The organism is Yinghuangia sp. ASG 101, assembly GCF_021165735.1.
Classification (GTDB): Bacteria; Actinomycetota; Actinomycetes; order Streptomycetales; family Streptomycetaceae; genus Yinghuangia.
Genome location: NZ_CP088911.1, coordinates 798,186 through 814,073, shown reverse-complemented (window position 1 = coordinate 814,073; position 15,888 = coordinate 798,186). Strand labels below are relative to the sequence as shown.

At 73.9% G+C, this 15,888-nt stretch carries 12 protein-coding genes; 4 read left to right on the top strand and 8 right to left on the bottom strand.

Annotation, left to right across the window (positions count from 1 at the left end; all coding sequences use genetic code 11):
- Nucleotides 1-56: 56 nt before the first annotated feature.
- The 5 genes from LO772_RS03175 to LO772_RS03155 form a co-directional block, all read right to left on the bottom strand.
- Nucleotides 57-2,039, bottom strand: a complete 1,983-nt coding sequence (locus LO772_RS03175; protein WP_231776787.1) for an HEXXH motif domain-containing protein — start codon at nucleotides 2,037-2,039, stop codon at nucleotides 57-59.
- Between the two features lie 60 nt (nucleotides 2,040-2,099).
- Nucleotides 2,100-2,291, bottom strand: a complete 192-nt coding sequence (locus LO772_RS03170) for a hypothetical protein (protein ID WP_231776786.1) — start codon at nucleotides 2,289-2,291, stop codon at nucleotides 2,100-2,102.
- Nucleotides 2,292-2,438: 147 nt separating this feature from the next.
- Nucleotides 2,439-5,735 (bottom strand): poly(A) polymerase, encoded by a 3,297-nt coding sequence (locus tag LO772_RS03165; protein WP_231776785.1) that lies wholly within the window; start codon nucleotides 5,733-5,735, stop codon nucleotides 2,439-2,441.
- The gene (locus LO772_RS03160; protein WP_231776784.1) at nucleotides 5,735-7,513 is read right to left on the bottom strand and encodes an RNA ligase family protein; all 1,779 of its coding nucleotides are present in this window, start codon (nucleotides 7,511-7,513) and stop codon (nucleotides 5,735-5,737) included. The genes LO772_RS03165 and LO772_RS03160 overlap by 1 nt, the downstream gene beginning before the upstream one ends.
- Nucleotides 7,514-7,981: 468 nt before the next feature.
- Nucleotides 7,982-8,812, bottom strand: a complete 831-nt coding sequence (locus LO772_RS03155; protein WP_231776783.1) for an SDR family oxidoreductase — start codon at nucleotides 8,810-8,812, stop codon at nucleotides 7,982-7,984.
- A 652-nt stretch (nucleotides 8,813-9,464) separates the two neighbouring features.
- Between LO772_RS03155 and LO772_RS03150 the strand changes: the two genes are divergently transcribed.
- Nucleotides 9,465-10,466, top strand: coding sequence for an LLM class flavin-dependent oxidoreductase (locus tag LO772_RS03150; protein ID WP_231776782.1), 1,002 nt, complete (start codon nucleotides 9,465-9,467; stop codon nucleotides 10,464-10,466).
- A gap of 69 nt (nucleotides 10,467-10,535) precedes the next feature.
- The gene (locus LO772_RS03145; RefSeq protein WP_231776781.1) at nucleotides 10,536-10,967 is read left to right on the top strand and encodes a nuclear transport factor 2 family protein; all 432 of its coding nucleotides are present in this window, start codon (nucleotides 10,536-10,538) and stop codon (nucleotides 10,965-10,967) included.
- Nucleotides 10,968-10,998: 31 nt separating this feature from the next.
- On the opposite strand, the gene LO772_RS03140 is transcribed toward LO772_RS03145, so the two are convergent.
- Together LO772_RS03140 and LO772_RS03135 are read right to left on the bottom strand one after the other, a co-directional pair.
- Nucleotides 10,999-11,685, bottom strand: a complete 687-nt coding sequence (locus tag LO772_RS03140) for a TetR/AcrR family transcriptional regulator (protein WP_231776780.1) — start codon at nucleotides 11,683-11,685, stop codon at nucleotides 10,999-11,001.
- A 98-nt stretch (nucleotides 11,686-11,783) separates the two neighbouring features.
- The gene (locus tag LO772_RS03135; RefSeq protein ID WP_231776779.1) at nucleotides 11,784-12,518 is read right to left on the bottom strand and encodes a dienelactone hydrolase family protein; all 735 of its coding nucleotides are present in this window, start codon (nucleotides 12,516-12,518) and stop codon (nucleotides 11,784-11,786) included.
- A 757-nt stretch (nucleotides 12,519-13,275) separates the two neighbouring features.
- Here LO772_RS03135 and LO772_RS03130 point away from each other — a divergent pair.
- Nucleotides 13,276-14,667: an ABC transporter substrate-binding protein gene (locus LO772_RS03130; protein WP_231776778.1), complete on the top strand. Its 1,392-nt coding sequence runs from the start codon at nucleotides 13,276-13,278 to the stop codon at nucleotides 14,665-14,667.
- A 270-nt stretch (nucleotides 14,668-14,937) separates the two neighbouring features.
- Here LO772_RS03130 and LO772_RS03125 read toward each other — a convergent pair whose 3' ends face one another.
- Complete coding sequence (locus LO772_RS03125) at nucleotides 14,938-15,414, bottom strand: hypothetical protein (protein ID WP_231776777.1); 477 nt, start codon at nucleotides 15,412-15,414, stop codon at nucleotides 14,938-14,940.
- A 178-nt stretch (nucleotides 15,415-15,592) separates the two neighbouring features.
- Here LO772_RS03125 and LO772_RS03120 point away from each other — a divergent pair, with 178 nt between their 5' ends.
- The gene (locus LO772_RS03120) at nucleotides 15,593-15,868 is read left to right on the top strand and encodes a hypothetical protein (protein WP_443089362.1); all 276 of its coding nucleotides are present in this window, start codon (nucleotides 15,593-15,595) and stop codon (nucleotides 15,866-15,868) included.
- The last annotated feature ends 20 nt before the right edge of the window (nucleotides 15,869-15,888 follow it).

Sequence of the window (15,888 nt, the reverse complement as noted above, 5' to 3'; positions counted from 1 at the left end):
CGAAGGGCGGCGCCGGGGAGACGTGGACGCCGGGCCGGTCGGTCGGGCGTCCACGGTCACAACGCGGTGCCGAGCCATCCGGCGAGCGCCACCGGATGGGCGCGTTCCGACGCCGCGGTGAGGCGCACGTGGACGGCCCGGACCAGTTCCGGCCGCGTGAGCAGGACGCGGGCCGCGTCGTCGTCGCCGGACCCGGCCAAAGCGAGACCGAGGCCGACCCACGCGCTGTGTGTCTCGGCCGGCGCCTCCGAGGAGGTGGTGTCGCGGCCGTACCGCGGGGAGTCCGAGGCCGTCAGCGCGTCGGCGTACAAGTGCGCGGCCCCGGCGAAGTCCCCGGCCACGAACGCGAGATCGGCCCGGGGGACGCCCGCCACGTCGGGGCGGCGGCACATCCACGCGAACTCCTCCGGGTTGTCCCAGCGCGACCGCAACAGGTGCGTCCGCAGCGACGACGCCGCGGTCAGGGCGTCCACCCGGACGCGGGACGGTTCCTCGCGGTCCGCGCGGGACGGCGGCAGGCCGAGGATCCAGCGGTCGGCCAGCCGCGCCACCGCGTCGGCCGGGGCCTCGGTGTGCCGCAACCGCCACATGCCCCAGTGGTCCCGCGCGACCGCGCGGGCGTCGCCGGCTTCGGGAGCGGTGGCGTCCTCTTCGCACCACGCGGTCACGACATCGCGCATCACGTCGACGAACCGCGCGCCCAGTTCGGTCAGTTCGTCGCAGCCGCGGAGCCCGGCCAGGACGTGTGCGGTGCCGTCGCGCCACAGCAGGTACTCGAAACGGGCCCGGCCCGCGTCGTGGCCCGACGCGCCCGCCATCCGGTGCCGCCAGAAGCGCACGATGCCGAGGTGGGCGTACACCCCTTGGAGCAGCCCGGAGATCGGCCGGGGGTCGCCGCGCCACGGCGCGTAGTGCGTGGCGCCGCCGCCTTCGTGGTGGAGCGGGACGAGGTCGAGCAGCGCGCCGAGCTTGGTGTGCTGGTATTCGTGGACCAGGCTCACGGCCAAGGTGGTGGTGGTGCGCGGCAGGGCCATCATGACGCCGCCGAACGCCTCGGGTGACGACGCGCTGAACGGCCGGTCGTTCGCCGCGGGGGCCAGGGGGACGACCGTCCGCATCAGTCCGGCCAGGCCCGCGGCGGCCTCGGGGTCGTCGCCGGCCAGCAACTCCCAGGCGCTGACGAGGAGTCGGCGCCAGCGCTGCTGCCACTGCGGGCCCGGCCGGTGCACCGGGCGGCCGGGCAGGAACGTTCCGTACGGATCGGCGTCGTCCAGGCACAGCGAGAGCGTCCCGGCCGGGGTCGCCGCTGTGACGGTCGGGACGGGGGCCCAGCCGCGGGCGTCCTTGCGCGGGTCCTCGGGCACGAGGACGCACGCGCCGCGCATGGTCACGGAGACGACGCTGCCGCCCCCGGCGCGGTGCACGGTGGCGATGTGCGGATGGTGCCCGCCGCCGAGCGAGCCTCGGCCGAACGCGCCGAGCAGGTTCACGGTGCCCAGCGACGGCAGGTGGACGAAACGGCCGTCGCGGACCGGCACCGCCGCGTCGAACGCGATGCCCGCGCGGATCGCCGCCGCCACCGACAGCGCGTGGACGTGGCCGACCTCGACCCACAGCGGCGTCTCACCGCTCACCGCACCGCGCACGCGGCGCAGCACGCGGGACGCCCACACACCGGTCGACGGATACATCAGGACGGTGTCGAACGCGGCCGGGTCGGCCCGACGCGCCCGCTCCAACAGCTCCCACGCCCGGCGCACCGGCGGCAGCGGGCCCATCACCGCCGGGTCGGCCGCCGCCGCGTCGTGGACCATGCGGAGCAGCAGCAGGCGCTTGCTGCGCTGGCCGTTCCGCAGGGTTCCGAGCGTCGCGGGATCACTGTCTCCCGACGCGAGCCGTACGAACGAGTCGACGGAGAGCAGGTGGGCCGGTGCCGCGCGCGCCGGGTCCGGGGTCGGTTCGGCCGCGGGCGGCGGCGCGGCCGGTCCGGTGTGGCGCCGGTCTCCCGTGGAGGCCCGCGGCGTGGGATACGTCGACACGGAACAGCCTCCGGACGGATCACGCGGCGGGGCGGTGTGGTGGCGGCACCGGGCGGCGCGTCACACGCAGCTGGACGAGCCGGAGGCCTGCGTCGCGACCAGCGGTTCGGGCAGGTCCACTTGCAGGAGGATGCGGCGGAGGGAACTGTCGAACCCGGAGGCCTCGTACCGCAGGAGGTCGTCGAGCGACACGTCGCCCACGTCCACCAGCTCCGTCACGATGAATTCGTCCGCCTGCTTCGTGTGGTCCATTCCGTGGAATCCCCTTCTGCAGCCGCCGGAACGCGCGTCACCCCCCATGATGCCCGGGGCCTGTGCTCTACGGAATAGCCCGGTGCGCCAAGGGAGTTGGGTACGTGGCGCGCGCGGCGCGGTGACGGGTCCCCGTGCGGTGCGCGGTCAGCGGAGTGTCGGCACGTCTCCGTTGCGGGCCCACGCGACGGTCACGCCGGGCAGGCCCGCCGCCCACGACCCGGCGATCCGGGCGACCTGTTCGGCCGAGGGCGGGGTGCGGCCGAGGCCGATGGCGTGGCTCACCCGCGCGGGCCGGCGGCCGTCGTCGTGGGCTTCCTTCCCGGTCGCGGCGGCCGGGAAGGGGCGGGGCCAGGCGTGCGCGTCGACGGCTCCGGCCTCCTCAAGTGCGGTGAGCAGCGCGCGGATTCGCCCGCGCACGCGGCCGATCGTCGCGTCGAGGCGGGCCGCGGCGTCGGGGCCGGCGTCGGCGCGCACGGTCACGACCGCCCACGCGGCGTGCCGGCGGTGGAGGTCGGGGGCCGCGAGCAGGTCCGGCGGGGCGGCGGCGCCGCGGTTCTCCGGCGCGTCCAGGATCTCCCAGGCGCGGTAGAACTCGTGCGCGAGCAAGTCGCGTCCCCCGGGGCCGACTTGCTCGGCGCAGTTGCGGACGGGAGCGGTGGGCGTCAGGACGGTGACGGGCGCGGCGGGACGCGGGTCATCCGAGGGGGCGGCCGTGTCCGCGGCGCCGGGGACGAGTGTGATCGGGGCGGCCCAGTCCCACGCCGCCCAGGTGGCGAAGAATTCCCGCAGCAGCTCGTCGCCCGCGAGTCCCGGGTTCTCCGCGGTGGTGCGCGCGGCGAGCAGTGTCCACGCGAGACCGGGGAGCCCGCCGAACGGTGCCGCGTCGAGTCCGCGCGTGCGCGCCCAGGCCTTCACGCGCCGGGCCAGGCCCGGGAACGCGGGGAGTCCCCGGGTGGCGGCGAGGACCGCGTCGGCGTCGTCGACCGCGCTGAGCGCGAGGGCGGCGGCGTCGCCCAACTCGGCGCGGCGTGCGACGGCTTGCGCGGGCGGTACGCCGTCGGCGGGGACCACGGCGAGGTCGACGCGCGTACCGTCGACGGCGAAGCGCAGGCCGGGAACGCGGGCGCCGACGACATCGCGCGCGGGCGCGGCCTCCGGCAGCGCCGCGACGAGGCGGGCGCGCAGGTCGCCGGGCGGAGGCGCGGGAGTGTCGCCGGGGGTGGTCCCGGTGGCCCCGGTAGTCGCGGGGGAGTCGGCGGCACGCCGGTGCGGCGCGGTGACCACCGAGTCCGGGGCGGCCTCCGGCTGCGCGGGGTCCCCCGGGTAGCCAAGTGCCGGGCGCCCGGGGCCCGTTCCGGCGGCGAACGGCTCGTCGTGGGGCGCGCGCTCGACCGGGCCCCGGGGCAGCGGGTGGCCGCCGGCATGGGCGTGTGCCAGGTCCCGGGCCGTCGTACCGCTGCCGTCCGACGCGGCGCGGGTGTCCCGGCCCGGGCCGCGCTCCGGCGGTGTGCGGCCCTCGGTGCGGAGCCCCACCGTGTCCGCCCCCGCGTCGTACGGCACCGCCGCCACCAGGTCGAGGTCGGCCCCGGGCAGGGCGCAGCCCATGCGCCGGGAGCCGACGACGTGGACGACGCCGCCGGGCAGGGCCTCGGCCACGCCGTCGACGATCCGGCGGACCGTTCGTCGCCCCGGATCGGTGCCGCTGAGGGGCTCGTCCGACGCCTCGTCCACGCGGCGGACCTCGCCCGTGCCGAGAGCGAACACCGCGCGTACGCACATGGGTTCGTCGCCGCGCCGGGACAGCAGCGCCAGCTCGCCGACCCGGAGGCGCCCGAGGCCCGCCCGGTCGAGCCGGGCCGCGCTCTCGGCGGCGACGCGCTGCGGGTCGCCGCTCCGGCCGAGGGTGAGGTGGGGCGTGTAGCCCTCGGCGCGGCCCCGGCAGCCGGGGAACCGGCGGACGAGTGCGTGCCGGAGCGCGGCCCACGCGTCACCGCCGTCGGCCACCGGGTCCAGCCACACGGTGGCGTCGGAGCGGTGCCCGAAGGTGTGGACGCCCCGCAACACGGCGGTGAACGGCTCGATTTCGGCCGCCGCGGCGGCGAGCAGCGGTGTCGCGCGGTCGAATTCGTCCTCGGGGACGAACCCGAACAGCACGTTCACGTGCGGCGGCCAGCGGTCGACGCCGGGGTCGTGGGCGCGGCGGATCTCCTGGAGCGGCGGCCACAGTTCGGGAGGTGGAAGCCATGCGACGGCGGTGCGTGCGCTCGGCGCGGACGCCAGGACGTCGCCGGAGGCGGTGTCGGCCGGCGCGAAGTCCACGCGCACGCCGTAGTGGTCGGAGATGTGGAGGCCGTCGGGTTCCGGGGTGTCGCCGAGCAGGACCGCCGCCGTGGGTTGCGGTGGCGCCGCGCCGTCCGCCGGCTCCGTCGCGCGCAGCAGCACGCGGTCGAGCCGCGACGCCCGCCCGGACAACGACGAGACCGCCGCGAGCGGGTTCGCGCCGGGGTCGAACGTCGGCGTCCGGTCGTGCGGGCCGTGCACGTCGGTCCACGCGTCGCGCATCCCGAGGACGGCGGCGGGTCCGCCGTCGGCGGCGTCGTCGCCGGTGTTGAAGTCGCCGACGAGGACGACGTCGCCGTCGAGCGCGGCCAACCCCTCGGCCAGATCCGCGAGTTCGGCCTCGCGCCGGGCCGGGCCGCGGTCCGCGTGGTCGCTCGTCAGGTGGGTGGTGGCGACCACGAGGGGGCCGGACGCGGTCCGCACCGTCGCCGCGACGACGGCCTTGTGCGGGCCGAACGCGTGCACCGCCGACTCCCGTACGGGCAGGCGGCTCAGCAGGGCGAGGCCGTTGTCGGCGATGTCGCCCGACGACGGATCGGTGTGCAGCGTGTACCCGGCACGCACCCAGTCGGTTCGCAACAGCCGGGTGAGCAAGGCCGGTTCCACCTCCTGGAGGGCGATGACGTCGGCACTCTCGGCCTCAAGTGCCGCGATCAGCAAGGGCCGTCGCCGATCGGTGTCGATGCGGTCGCTGTCGTAGCGGTCCCACAGGGTGTTCCAGGTCAGCACCCGCAACACCGGCGACGCGGGACCGAACGCGCTGTCGTCGCCCGGGGCCGGCCGCCACGCCGCCGCGGCGGGGTCCCACGCGAACGGCGTCCGTGCGGTGAAGTACGGCGCCCGCAGGAGCCTGGGGTCGCGTACCCGCCCGGCCTGCGACGCGCCGACGCGGTCCACGCCGGTCGCCCGGTCCCATACGAGTTCGCCGTCGGCCTCGATGAACACGATGCGGTGCCACGGGATTTCGCCGCCCGGGACGAACGACGGCAGCGGGACGCGCTTCGGCGTGGTGCCGCGCCGCGTCACCCCGAGGACGAACCGGGCCGGGTCGAACCGCGGATCCCAGCGGACGCGGTGGTAGACCTCCTCGCTGGTACGCATCACACCGCTCCCTTCGCGGCCGGTTCCCCGGGCCACTCCGCCACCGTCCCGTCGACGTCGTCGACCGTGCCGCCCGCGCCGACGTACCACGTCCGGTGCGCGTCCCCGGGGTACGGCGGGGCGAACCGGCGCAACTGCGCGGCCAGTACCGCGGCGGGCACCGCGTGCGCCCGAGTGGCGTTGCGCCGCGTCAGTTCGTCCTCGTCGACCAGCACGACCGCGTGGGTGACCAGCGCGTCGCGCCGCCGGGCCACGCCGTGGACGGCCGAGCGTTGCCGCGGGACGAGCGAGGTCGCGTCCCACACCACGGTGCCGCCTCGGGCCAGCTCGGCGTCCAGACGGTCCAAACCCTCGTGCAGGACCTCGCTGTTCGCGCCCTGCTCGGCCCGCGAACCCCGGGCCTCGCGCAGGTCGTCGAGCGAGACGACCGCGTCGACGCCGCGCAGCCCGCTCGCGAACGCGCTTTTGCCGCTGCCCGCCGGACCGACCAGGTGCACGAGGTGCGGGGAACCGGACCGCCACCGCCACGTCGCGGCGACCGCCTCGTCGACCGTGCCGATCCGGCCCTCCGCGCACAGCCGGCGCGCCTCCGCCCAACACCGGTCGGCGGCGAGCGCGGGCAGCCCGCCGAGGGCGTCGCGCAACCCGGCGCGCAACGGTTCGAGCGGAGCCTCGCCCAAGAGCCCGGCCTCCTCGGCGTGCAGCGACGACCACTCCACGTGCTCGCGGGCCGCGTCGGCCTCGGCACCGCCGCGCCCGGCCAGGGCCGCCGCCGCGACCGCGTGCAGCGCGCCGAGGTCGGCGGCGAACGCCAGCCGGGTCAGGCCCGCACGGCGGTGGTCGTCGGGGTACGGCTCGGACAGACACCCGTACAGCCCGACCAGGTCGGCGACGCGGCGGGCGGTCGGCATGCCGAGCGGGTCGGCGAGCCGGGGCATCAGCCAGGCCCGGCGGCGGGTGCGCAGCAGCGCCGCGAGGACGCCGGCCAACCGCGCGTCGCCGGTGCGGCCGAGGGCGTCCAGGCGGGCGGCGGTCTCGGCGGCCTGCTCGCCGGGTGCGTCGCCGTCGTTGCCGTCGTCGCCCTCGTCGGCGAGGGAGAGGGCGGCGAGGAGCGCGGGCCCGTCGGGGGCCGCCCCGGACCGTACGTCCCACAAAGGGGCTTGCGGGCCAAGGCCGTTCGCGACGACGGCGGCGAACATCCAGTGGGTGTCCGTCCGGACGTGGCGCGGGCGCACCCATTTGGCGACGCGCTGCCCGAACTCGTCGCGGGAGAAGCCCTCGACGGTCCGCACGACGTAACCCTCCTGCCGCGCGGTGTCGATCCGCAGGCCGCGCAGCGCGCGGGCGTCGAAGGTGCCGCGCCACAGAACGGGCGGCGCGGGTACGCCGATGCGCCGCAGGAAGCGCACGGTCTCGTCCCAGCCCAGACAGCGGTCGCCGGACCACACCGAGAATCCGTAGAACCAGCTGTGCAGTTCCTCGTACGCGATCGAGTGCCGCGCGAACAGGTTCTCCCCGCAGACGCGCCACCCGGCGGGTATCGCGGCGCCGACGCGCGCCTGCAGCCGCTTGACCCACGCGCGCGACGGGTGGTGTGCCGAGTCGAGCGACCGGGCGTGCAGCCCGTCGGCGTACAGCGTCGTGTTCTCGCCGTCGAGCTTCTCGGTGACCACGACTTCGCGCCCGGCCAGGCCCGCGACGTTGCCGGCCCGCAGGTCGTCCGAGGACACTCCGGGGGACCAGGGGAGATGGACCGTACGGGGGTAGTGCACCCGCATGACCGAACTCCCCACCCGCGACGACGTCACGCCACTCTAGGAGCGGGAACGCCGCCCACTCCAACGAAATATCGCGCCCACGCGGACGAGCACGAGACGCACCGAGCCACCACCCCCTGCGTTGACGGCGGTGGTCGGGCGGGTCGTCCCGCACGCCGCCGTGCCGGGTGAGGCGTTCGCCAGGCGCCGCGGGGCGCTGTGCGGTGCGGACTGCCGCCGTGAGACCGGCTCCGCTGATCACGCGCCCGCGAAGCGGCCGACGCGCGTTGTGTGGCGTGGGCGCGGTGCCCTGCGTGGGGTGGCGGTGGTGTGGTCGTCCGCGGGCGGGAAAGCCGATGCCCCGCTCACGCGCAGCCGCGCGAGCGGGGCATCGGGCCGGGGTCGGCGGCCACGGTGCCGCGTCCCGTTCGTCTCTCGAACTACCGTGTCATGCCGGGCCGTTCGCGTGACGGCCCGGCACGTGTCCGGCTACTTGTCGCCCTGGAAGCCGTGCGTCTCGGGTGTGGCGACGGCGCCGCCCACGCCGACCGTTGGCATGGTGCCGGGCGCCAGGACGCCGCCGGGGCCGTGGAAGACCAGGTTGTTCGTGGCGATCCCGGGATAGGCCAGCATCTGCGCGATCGACGCGGCGATCGTGGCGCCGAGGTGCTCCGCGTCCATGAGCACCTGCGACAGCACGCCGTTCTGGATCCACAGCGGCACCAGCTCGTCGCGGACCGAGTTGTCGAAGTCGCGGTTGAAGTCCGTCCCGGCGGTGTCGCCGACCTCGATGCGGGCGAACCGGAAGGCCGGGTTCTCCAGGCGCAGGCTCAGTACGGCCTGGTCGAGCGCGGCCTTGCTGGAGCTGTACGCGCCGACGCCGTGGTACGGACGGCCCACGCTCCGCGACGAGATGAAGCCGACGACGGCGCCCGGCGCGAGCGAGGGGAGCAGCGCGCCGGTGGTCAGCACCGGGCCGATGACGTTGGTAGCCATGAGCTGCCGCCACACGTCCGCCGACGTGTCGGTGATCTTCGCCAGGGGCGAGACGCCGGCCGCGTGCACGACCGCGTCGATGGCGCCGAGCCCGGCCGCGGCCTCTTCGGCGACCCGTGCGCAGTCGTCGGCGACCGCGAGGTCGGCGGTGATGGCGACGCCGCCGCCGGCCTTGTCCACGACCTCCGCGAGCAGTTCCGAACGCCGTCCGACAACGGCGATGCGGGCGCCTTGGGCGGCGGCGGTCAGGGCGATGCTGCGCCCGATACCCGACGATCCCCCGACAACGAGGACGCGGCGGTTGGCGAAGTCGATCTGCGACATGCGGGCTCCGTGAGAGAAGACTCGGCACCGCCGAGGCGCGTCGGACGGCGTGGTGGTCGCCGCGGCGGTCGGGATGAACAGGCCGCCGAGGCGGACGGCGGCGTCCGTCACGTGTTGGACGAACTCGGGTGAGTATAAGGAACAATCTCACGAGCGAGAATATGGTTCTCACCAGAGAGTTGCCGCGGAGGTGCCCGTGGACGCGGTTGCGTCGCTGCGCGGCCGTTTGCGAGCCCCTGTCGGGCCGTGCGGGAAATCGGGGCTGTGGGGGGTGCTCCGGGCGGCGACCCGACCGGCCGGTGACGGGACGATACCCGGCGGGCTCCTCCTGGTCGCCGCCGCCGGTCGTTCCCGTCGGCGCACCGCGAGTTCCTCGTGCCGGGGACACCCTCGCGGCTGCCGAGATACCGGGATACCCGGCTGCCCCGCCGTCCGGCTTGCCCGCCACTCGCACCGACCCACCGGCCGGGCGCGCTCTTCCGCGTCGCGGGCGACCCGGTTCTCCCCGCGTCCCGCCCTGACAAGAAGCCGATTTCGGCCATCGATTATTGAATTCTTAAGTCCGAGAATTGTATTCTCGGGCGGCGTCGGCGCTGCTGCCGAGTGCCCGCGACATCGCACGTCATCCGACGAAAGGGACAGGCGTACACCGATGAATCCTCCAGGGGTGTCGTTCGCGCTGCGCTTCGACTTCCGCAACCCGGAGACGGCCGGGACGGCCATGGCCGACCGCTACGCCGCGGCGCTCGACATGACCGACTGGGCCGAAGGCCTCGGGTGCGGGCTGATCGCGGTCTCCGAGCACCACGGTTCGCCCGACGGCTACCTGCCCAGCCCCATCCCGATGCTCTCCGCGATGGCGGCCCGCACCACGAACGTGCGATTCATGATCGCCGCGCTCATCGCGCCGTTCCACGACCCGCTGCGCCTGGCCGAGGACCTGGTCTTCCTCGACAACCTCAGCCGGGGCCGCGTCGACCTGATCGTCGCCGGCGGTTACGTGCGCGAAGAGTTCGCGATGTTCGACATCCCGATGAAGGAACGCGGCAAGCGCGTCACCGAGGCCGTCACCACCCTCAAGGCCGCCTTCGCCGGCGAGCCGTTCGCCTACCGCGGGCGCACCGTGCACGTCACCCCCGCGCCGTTCCGCCCCGGCGGCCCGGGGCTTCTGCTCGGCGGCAGCAGTGAACCCGCCGCGCGCCGGGCCGCGCGCATCGCCGACGGGTTCGTGCCCTCGGTGCCCGCCGTCTGGGAGTTCTACCGCGACGAGGTGCGCAAGCTCGGCCGCCCCGACCCCGGCCCGTGCCCGATCGGCGAGAACCGCGTCGTCGCGCTCGCCGAGGACCCCGACAAGGGCTGGGAGCGGATGGCGCCGTACTTCCTGCACGAGAGCAACGCGTACGGCGCGTGGCAGGCGCAGGACGACATCGCGTCGCCGTACCGCAGCATCGCCGACAGCGACGCGCTGCGCGAGACCGGCCAATACCGCGTTCTGACGCCCGATCAGTTCATCGCCGAACTCAAGGCCGCACCCGTGCCGCACGTGCAGTTCCACCCGCTGTGCGGCGGCATGCCGATCGACCTGGCGTGGTCGAGCCTGCGCCTGTTCGAGAACGAGGTCCTGCCCGCGTTCGCCGCCCCGACCGACGCCTGAGCGGGCGGCGTCCGACGGCGCCCGGTTCCGGGCCCCTTCCGCAGCCAGCCCCTCGGAACAAGGAGTGACATGGACGACATCGCCGCCCTCACCGCCGTCGAGGCCATCAAGCAGCTCAAGGCCCGCTACTTCCGCACCCTGGACACCAAGGACTGGGACGGCATGCGCGAAGTGTTCACCGAGGACGTCGTGGTGGACACGACCGGCTCGGGCGGCGCGGTGGTCACCGGGCGCGGCGCGTTCATGGAGTTCGTCAGCACGCACCTGGCGGACATCCTCACCGTGCACCACGGCCACACCCCGGAGATCACCCTGACCTCCCCGACCACCGCCACCGGCGTCTGGGCGATGGAGGACCGCGTCCGCTACCCCGACGGCCGCGAGCTGATCGCCGCCGGGCACTACCACGAGACGTACGACAAGTCCGACGGCACGTGGCGCATCAAGACGTCGAAGCTGACCCGGCTGTTCATGGATCTGAGCGAACCGGCCGCCGGCTGACCGCGCCGCACGCCGGCTCCTACGGCGGCCCTTACGGCGCCGCGCCCGGCTCCGGCCGCTCGTCGGCCGGTGGTTCCGGCGCGGGCCGGGGGGTGACCGCGCGGAGGCAGAACTCCGTGATGTGCTCGATCGCGGCCTGGTCGGGGGTGACCCGCAGCCACAGGTAGTCGGAGATCTTGCCGACCGTGGCGTGCACGACGAGCGACGCGTCCATCTCGGGGTCCGCGCTGCCGAGTTCGGCGAGCGGTTCGCGGAGCAGTTCGGCCAGCGGGAGCACCGACGAGTACCGCACCCCGTTCGGGTTGTCGCCGCTGTTGCCGCCGTTCCACAACACGGCCAGCGTGGTCGCGGCCCACTCGTCGCGGGTCTGGGCGAGGACGCCCTCCACCCAGCGGCGGACCTTGTCCACGGGTGTGGACGCTTTGGCCATCTGGTGTGCGGTGTAGCTCGCCAGACGCTCGTTGCCGTCCTGGAAGAGCGCCGCGACGAGCGCGCTCTTGGACGGGAAGTGCCGGTAGAACGCGTCGTTGGACAGCCCCGCCTCGGCCACGATGTCGGTGACCCGCGGGCGGGAGGTCGTGCCGCACGCCCGGACGACCTTCAGCGCGGCGTCCAGCAGCCGCCGGACCTCGTCCGCGTAGTCGGCCTCGCGCTTGGCCAAGGTCTGCTGCGCGATGCGCGTGGCGATGTCGCCGCGCCGCGGAATGCCGCTCTCCATAAGCAGAATTGTATTCCCTGCGGCGGGTCGATCCGTGCGTCCGGCCCGGTGCGGACCGGCGTCCCGTGGGCGGGGCCGGTCCGCGGTGTCCGGGGGCGTCAGGCGGGCAGGGCGTCCGCGTAGAGCTTCGCCAGCGCCGCCCAGTGGCGCTCGTCGGCCGCGGCGGCGTACCCCGGGTTGTCGGAGACCGCGAAGCCGTGCGCTCCCGGATAGGTCTCGATGGTGTGGCGCACGCCCGCGGCGGTGAGCGCGGTCTCCAGGCGCTCGTACTGGTCGGCCGGGAACGAGGGGTCGTTCTCGGCGACCGCGACGTGCACCGCGGCGGTGATGCGCCCGGCCAGGGACGCGGGGCTGCCGGCGTCGCCCTCGGGGGCCAGGTTGCCGCCGTGGATCGAGGCCGCGGCACCGATCCGGTCCGGGTTCCGGGCCGCGGCCAGCAGCGCGATGCGTCCGCCCATGCAGTAGCCCACGGTCCCGAAGCGCTCCCCGCCGACCTCGGGGCGCGCGGCGAGGAAATCGAGGTACGCGGTGGCGTCGCGCTCGGCCATGTCCGGGGTCAGCAGTGCGGCCAGCGCGCGCAGCCGGTCCAGGTCGCCGAAGAGGTTCGCGGCGTCGAACGGCTCGTACGGCGTGCGGTAGTAGATGTCCGGCAGCAGCACGGCGTAGCCGAGCGCGGCGAGGCGGTCCGCGAGGACGGAGAAGGTCTCCCGGACACCGACCGCGTCCGGGTAGACGATGACGCCCGGCGCCGGGGCGGCGTCGGGCGCGGGAGTGTGCAGGGTGGCGGCGCAGGTGCCGTCCGGGGTTTCGACGGTGACGTTCGCGCGTGTCATGCGGGCTCCTGACTGGAACGAGTGAGGCGACGGGTTCGGCGCTGCCCGGGTACGGCATCGCACGGTATCCACTCCGGGTGACCGCATGCGTCGTGGCCCGTGAGGTCCGTGACGCCGCCGGACGAGCTGGCTCGTGCCCCCTCGCGATCGCCGCGGATGGCCGGGGGTCAGGCGAACCACGGTGAACCGGGTTCTCATGACCGGCGCTCCGCGTTCCCGGGACAACCGGTGGTCGGCGGCGATGTCGTCCGGCATAGGCTGCGGTGGCCGGACGGGTGGGGACCTGCGGTGCACGCCGCGTGTCGTTGGGCTCCCTATCCGCCGCGCCGTCCTTCGCGACGGGCGTTCGGGGTCGTGTGCGGTCCTCCGGTCGGCCTCGCGGAGTTTCCCTGAATGTGACTTCGGTTAAGTTGATTCTCGATCAGTGAGAAGCTAGTTTCCTGATCTGAGAATGCAACACCGGATATGCGCGAAGGAGATTCTGGCCCTCTGCTGATCGGTGCACGGTGCCCCGGGCTACGCCACGCCGCCCGGCCCTGAATCCGACGCAGACGCGTGGTGAGCGCTCGGCGGCCACCGAGCCCCACCTGATCCGCGTGTCCCCGGTTTCCGGCTTGTGGATTTCGCCGTCAACGGGCCAGCACTGCGACGCACGACTCCAGGCGGAATGCCTGACCGGAACCGCCCCGCCCCCGCACCGGGAGGCGCGCGGTGCCGTCAGGCGTCGCTGGGGGACCAGCATGAGGAGGAGCTACGCGTGAAACTGCAGAGGTCAGCTGCTGCCGCCTTGGTGGCGACCGCTCTGCTTGCGGCCGGCTGCGCGGACCGCGGCGGGACGGAGTCGGAGACTTCGTCCAACAGCAACAACAACACGCAGGCGACACCCGTCTCCAGCGACTTCGGTGACCTGACCGGCCTGTGCAAGGACGGTTCGCCGAGCGGCTCGCCCGCCCAGGGAGTCTCCGACAAGGAGATCAAGCTCGGCGTCATGAGTGACGTCGGCTTCACCAAGAACTCCGAGTTCGCCGACGCGGCCAAGGTCTTCACCGGGTGGTGCAACGACGCGGGCGGCATCAACGGCCGCAAGGTCACCGCGAACACGCGCGACACCAAGATGATGGAAGTCCAGCAGCGCATGGTCGAGTCCTGCGACAAGGACTTCGCCCTGGTCGGCGGTGGCTCCGCGATGGACGCCCTGGGCACCAAGGCGCGGCTGGAGTGCCTGCTGCCGGACTTCCCGGCCCAGATCAGCCAGACCACCAACGTCGGCTCGGACCTCCAGGTCTCGGTGCAGCCCGGCGGGCGGTCGTGGTTCACGTACGCCGGCTACTTCTCCTGGCTGATCAAGGAGGCGTACCCGCAGTCCGCGGGCGCGGTCGGCCTCATCAACGGCGACAGCCCCGTGACCAAGGTCATCGGCGCGCAGACCGAGGAAGGCCTGCGCGGCGTCGGCGCCAACGTGGTCTACAGCGAGCTGTACCCGGCGGCGGGCGTCTCCGACTGGACGCCGTACGCGCAGTCGATCAAGAGCAAGGGCGTCCGCGGCCTCGTCTACAACGGCTCGTTCTCGCAGCTCGCGAAGCTCGAGCAGGCGCTCACCGCGATCGACTACAAGCTCGACTGGATCGACACCAACAGCAACGCCTACACCCCCGACTTCATCCAGCTCGCGGGCAGCCAGGCGCTGAACAGCCAGAACAACGTGGCCGACCTCGGCGGCGTCTTCCCGCTGGACAACGCCGCGGCCAACCCGGCCACGAAGCAGCTCGTGGACCTCTACGCCAAGTACGCCCCCGGTGCCAAGCTCACCTACCCGGCGATCAAGGCGTTCTCCGCGTGGCTGCTGTTCGCGAAGTCCGCGTCGAGCTGTGGTGACGACCTCACCCGCAAGTGCGTGTACGACGCCGCGCTGAAGGAGACGAGCTGGACCGGCGGCGGCCTTCAGGCGCCCACCGACCTGTCGAACAACGACCGGGCCGTGACCTGCTTCAACGTCGAGAAGGCCACGACCGACGGCTGGAAGCCGGCCGACTTCGGTGCCGACAACACCGGCTACCGCTGCAACGCCGTCGAGTACAAGTACACCGGTGACTACGGCAAGGCACTGACCCTGGCCGACGTCGGCAAGTCCGCGGCCGACTTCAAGTAGTCGACCGCACCACCGCGCGCGGAGCCTCCCGGGCTCGACGCGAGGACGCACGGAAACGCGAGCCGCCCCGGAGCCGAGAGCTCCGGGGCGGCTCGCGTGGTGTCGGGGCAGGGGGATCGGGCGCGGCGGCGCGGAGCCGTCCGCCCTCAGGCCCCCGCGGCCGTCCCGTCCCCGCGGGCGATGTGAACGCCGCGGACCGACCCGGACGACGGGACAGATGTGCCCGCGCCCCGGGAAGCCCGGTACGCGGTCACGCCGCTGCCCGCCGACTCAGGCCGGCGGGTCCTGGAGCCCGTCGAACCGCGAACCGTCGAGCGGCACGCGGTACCAGACGTCGTTGCTCGTGCCGTCGCCCCAGTACTGCGTGACCACGACCGACGCGTGCCCCGCGCCGCTGCCCTCGTAGCGGACGCTGCGGTCGGCCGGGACGTTCTGCGCGCGGAAGATCGGGTCGGCGCCGTGCTCGGCGGCCCACGCGTCCAGCTCGGTGTTCAGCTCCGCGGTCAGGAACTCCCCGCGGACCTCCTCCGGGTTCATCACCGGGTTGGTGCCGAGCACCGCCGACTTGTACTGGTCCCAGAACGCGGTCACCCGGTGCACCACATCCGCTTGTTCGGTCCGGACGACGCCGACCCCTGCACCGGACAGCGACCCCTCCGCGGCGAGCGCCGGCGACGCGGCGACGACGGTGGCCAGCAGGCCGGCGCCGAGGGTGATCGCGGCTGCCTTGCGGATTTTCGTACTCATGATGCTCGTGTCTCCTCCGGATCACGGGGAGCAGGTGCGCCCCCTGTCCGAAATAGACGCGCACCCCCGGCGGCAGGTTGGACGAACCTCCCGGTTTTACCTGATCTATTCCAAACCGAGAGTCACGAGGGAGAACGCGAACGGACATACGAACCGGTGCGCGGGGCAGCGTCGGCATATGAGCTCCACCGCAGACTACTTCCGGATTCTGATCTTTCCGCACAACGACCAGGACATGCCCGCCGAGGCCCGGGGCCCCGCCGTGCGGACCGCCCTCGTGGTGGCGACCGGCGAGACGGGGGCCAGCGGCTATCCGCGCTTCGCGGGAGAAGGCGTGCAGGCCGACATCGACCCGAGGTCCGGCATGGTCGAGGCCATCACCGTCGACGGCGCCGAACTCGACGCCGGCTGGACCGCCCGCCTCGCGCCGCCCGCCGAGCCGGATCCCGGCTAGCCCGGGGATCGGCTTCCGTC

What these genes read in the sequence shown, in the direction of transcription:
- LO772_RS03135 (WP_231776779.1), bottom strand. Translation starts at nt 12,518, where the DNA reads ATGACACGCGCGAACGTCACCGTCGAAACCCCGGACGGCACCTGCGCC.
- LO772_RS03150 (WP_231776782.1), top strand. Translation starts at nt 9,465, where the DNA reads ATGAATCCTCCAGGGGTGTCGTTCGCGCTGCGCTTCGACTTCCGCAAC.
- LO772_RS03160 (WP_231776784.1), bottom strand. Translation starts at nt 7,513, where the DNA reads ATGCGGGTGCACTACCCCCGTACGGTCCATCTCCCCTGGTCCCCCGGA.
- LO772_RS03145 (WP_231776781.1), top strand. Translation starts at nt 10,536, where the DNA reads ATGGACGACATCGCCGCCCTCACCGCCGTCGAGGCCATCAAGCAGCTC.
- LO772_RS03155 (WP_231776783.1), bottom strand. Translation starts at nt 8,812, where the DNA reads ATGTCGCAGATCGACTTCGCCAACCGCCGCGTCCTCGTTGTCGGGGGA.
- LO772_RS03125 (WP_231776777.1), bottom strand. Translation starts at nt 15,414, where the DNA reads ATGAGTACGAAAATCCGCAAGGCAGCCGCGATCACCCTCGGCGCCGGC.
- LO772_RS03165 (WP_231776785.1), bottom strand. Translation starts at nt 5,735, where the DNA reads ATGCGTACCAGCGAGGAGGTCTACCACCGCGTCCGCTGGGATCCGCGG.
- LO772_RS03140 (WP_231776780.1), bottom strand. Translation starts at nt 11,685, where the DNA reads ATGGAGAGCGGCATTCCGCGGCGCGGCGACATCGCCACGCGCATCGCG.
- LO772_RS03170 (WP_231776786.1), bottom strand. Translation starts at nt 2,291, where the DNA reads ATGGACCACACGAAGCAGGCGGACGAATTCATCGTGACGGAGCTGGTG.
- LO772_RS03120 (WP_443089362.1), top strand. Translation starts at nt 15,593, where the DNA reads ATGAGCTCCACCGCAGACTACTTCCGGATTCTGATCTTTCCGCACAAC.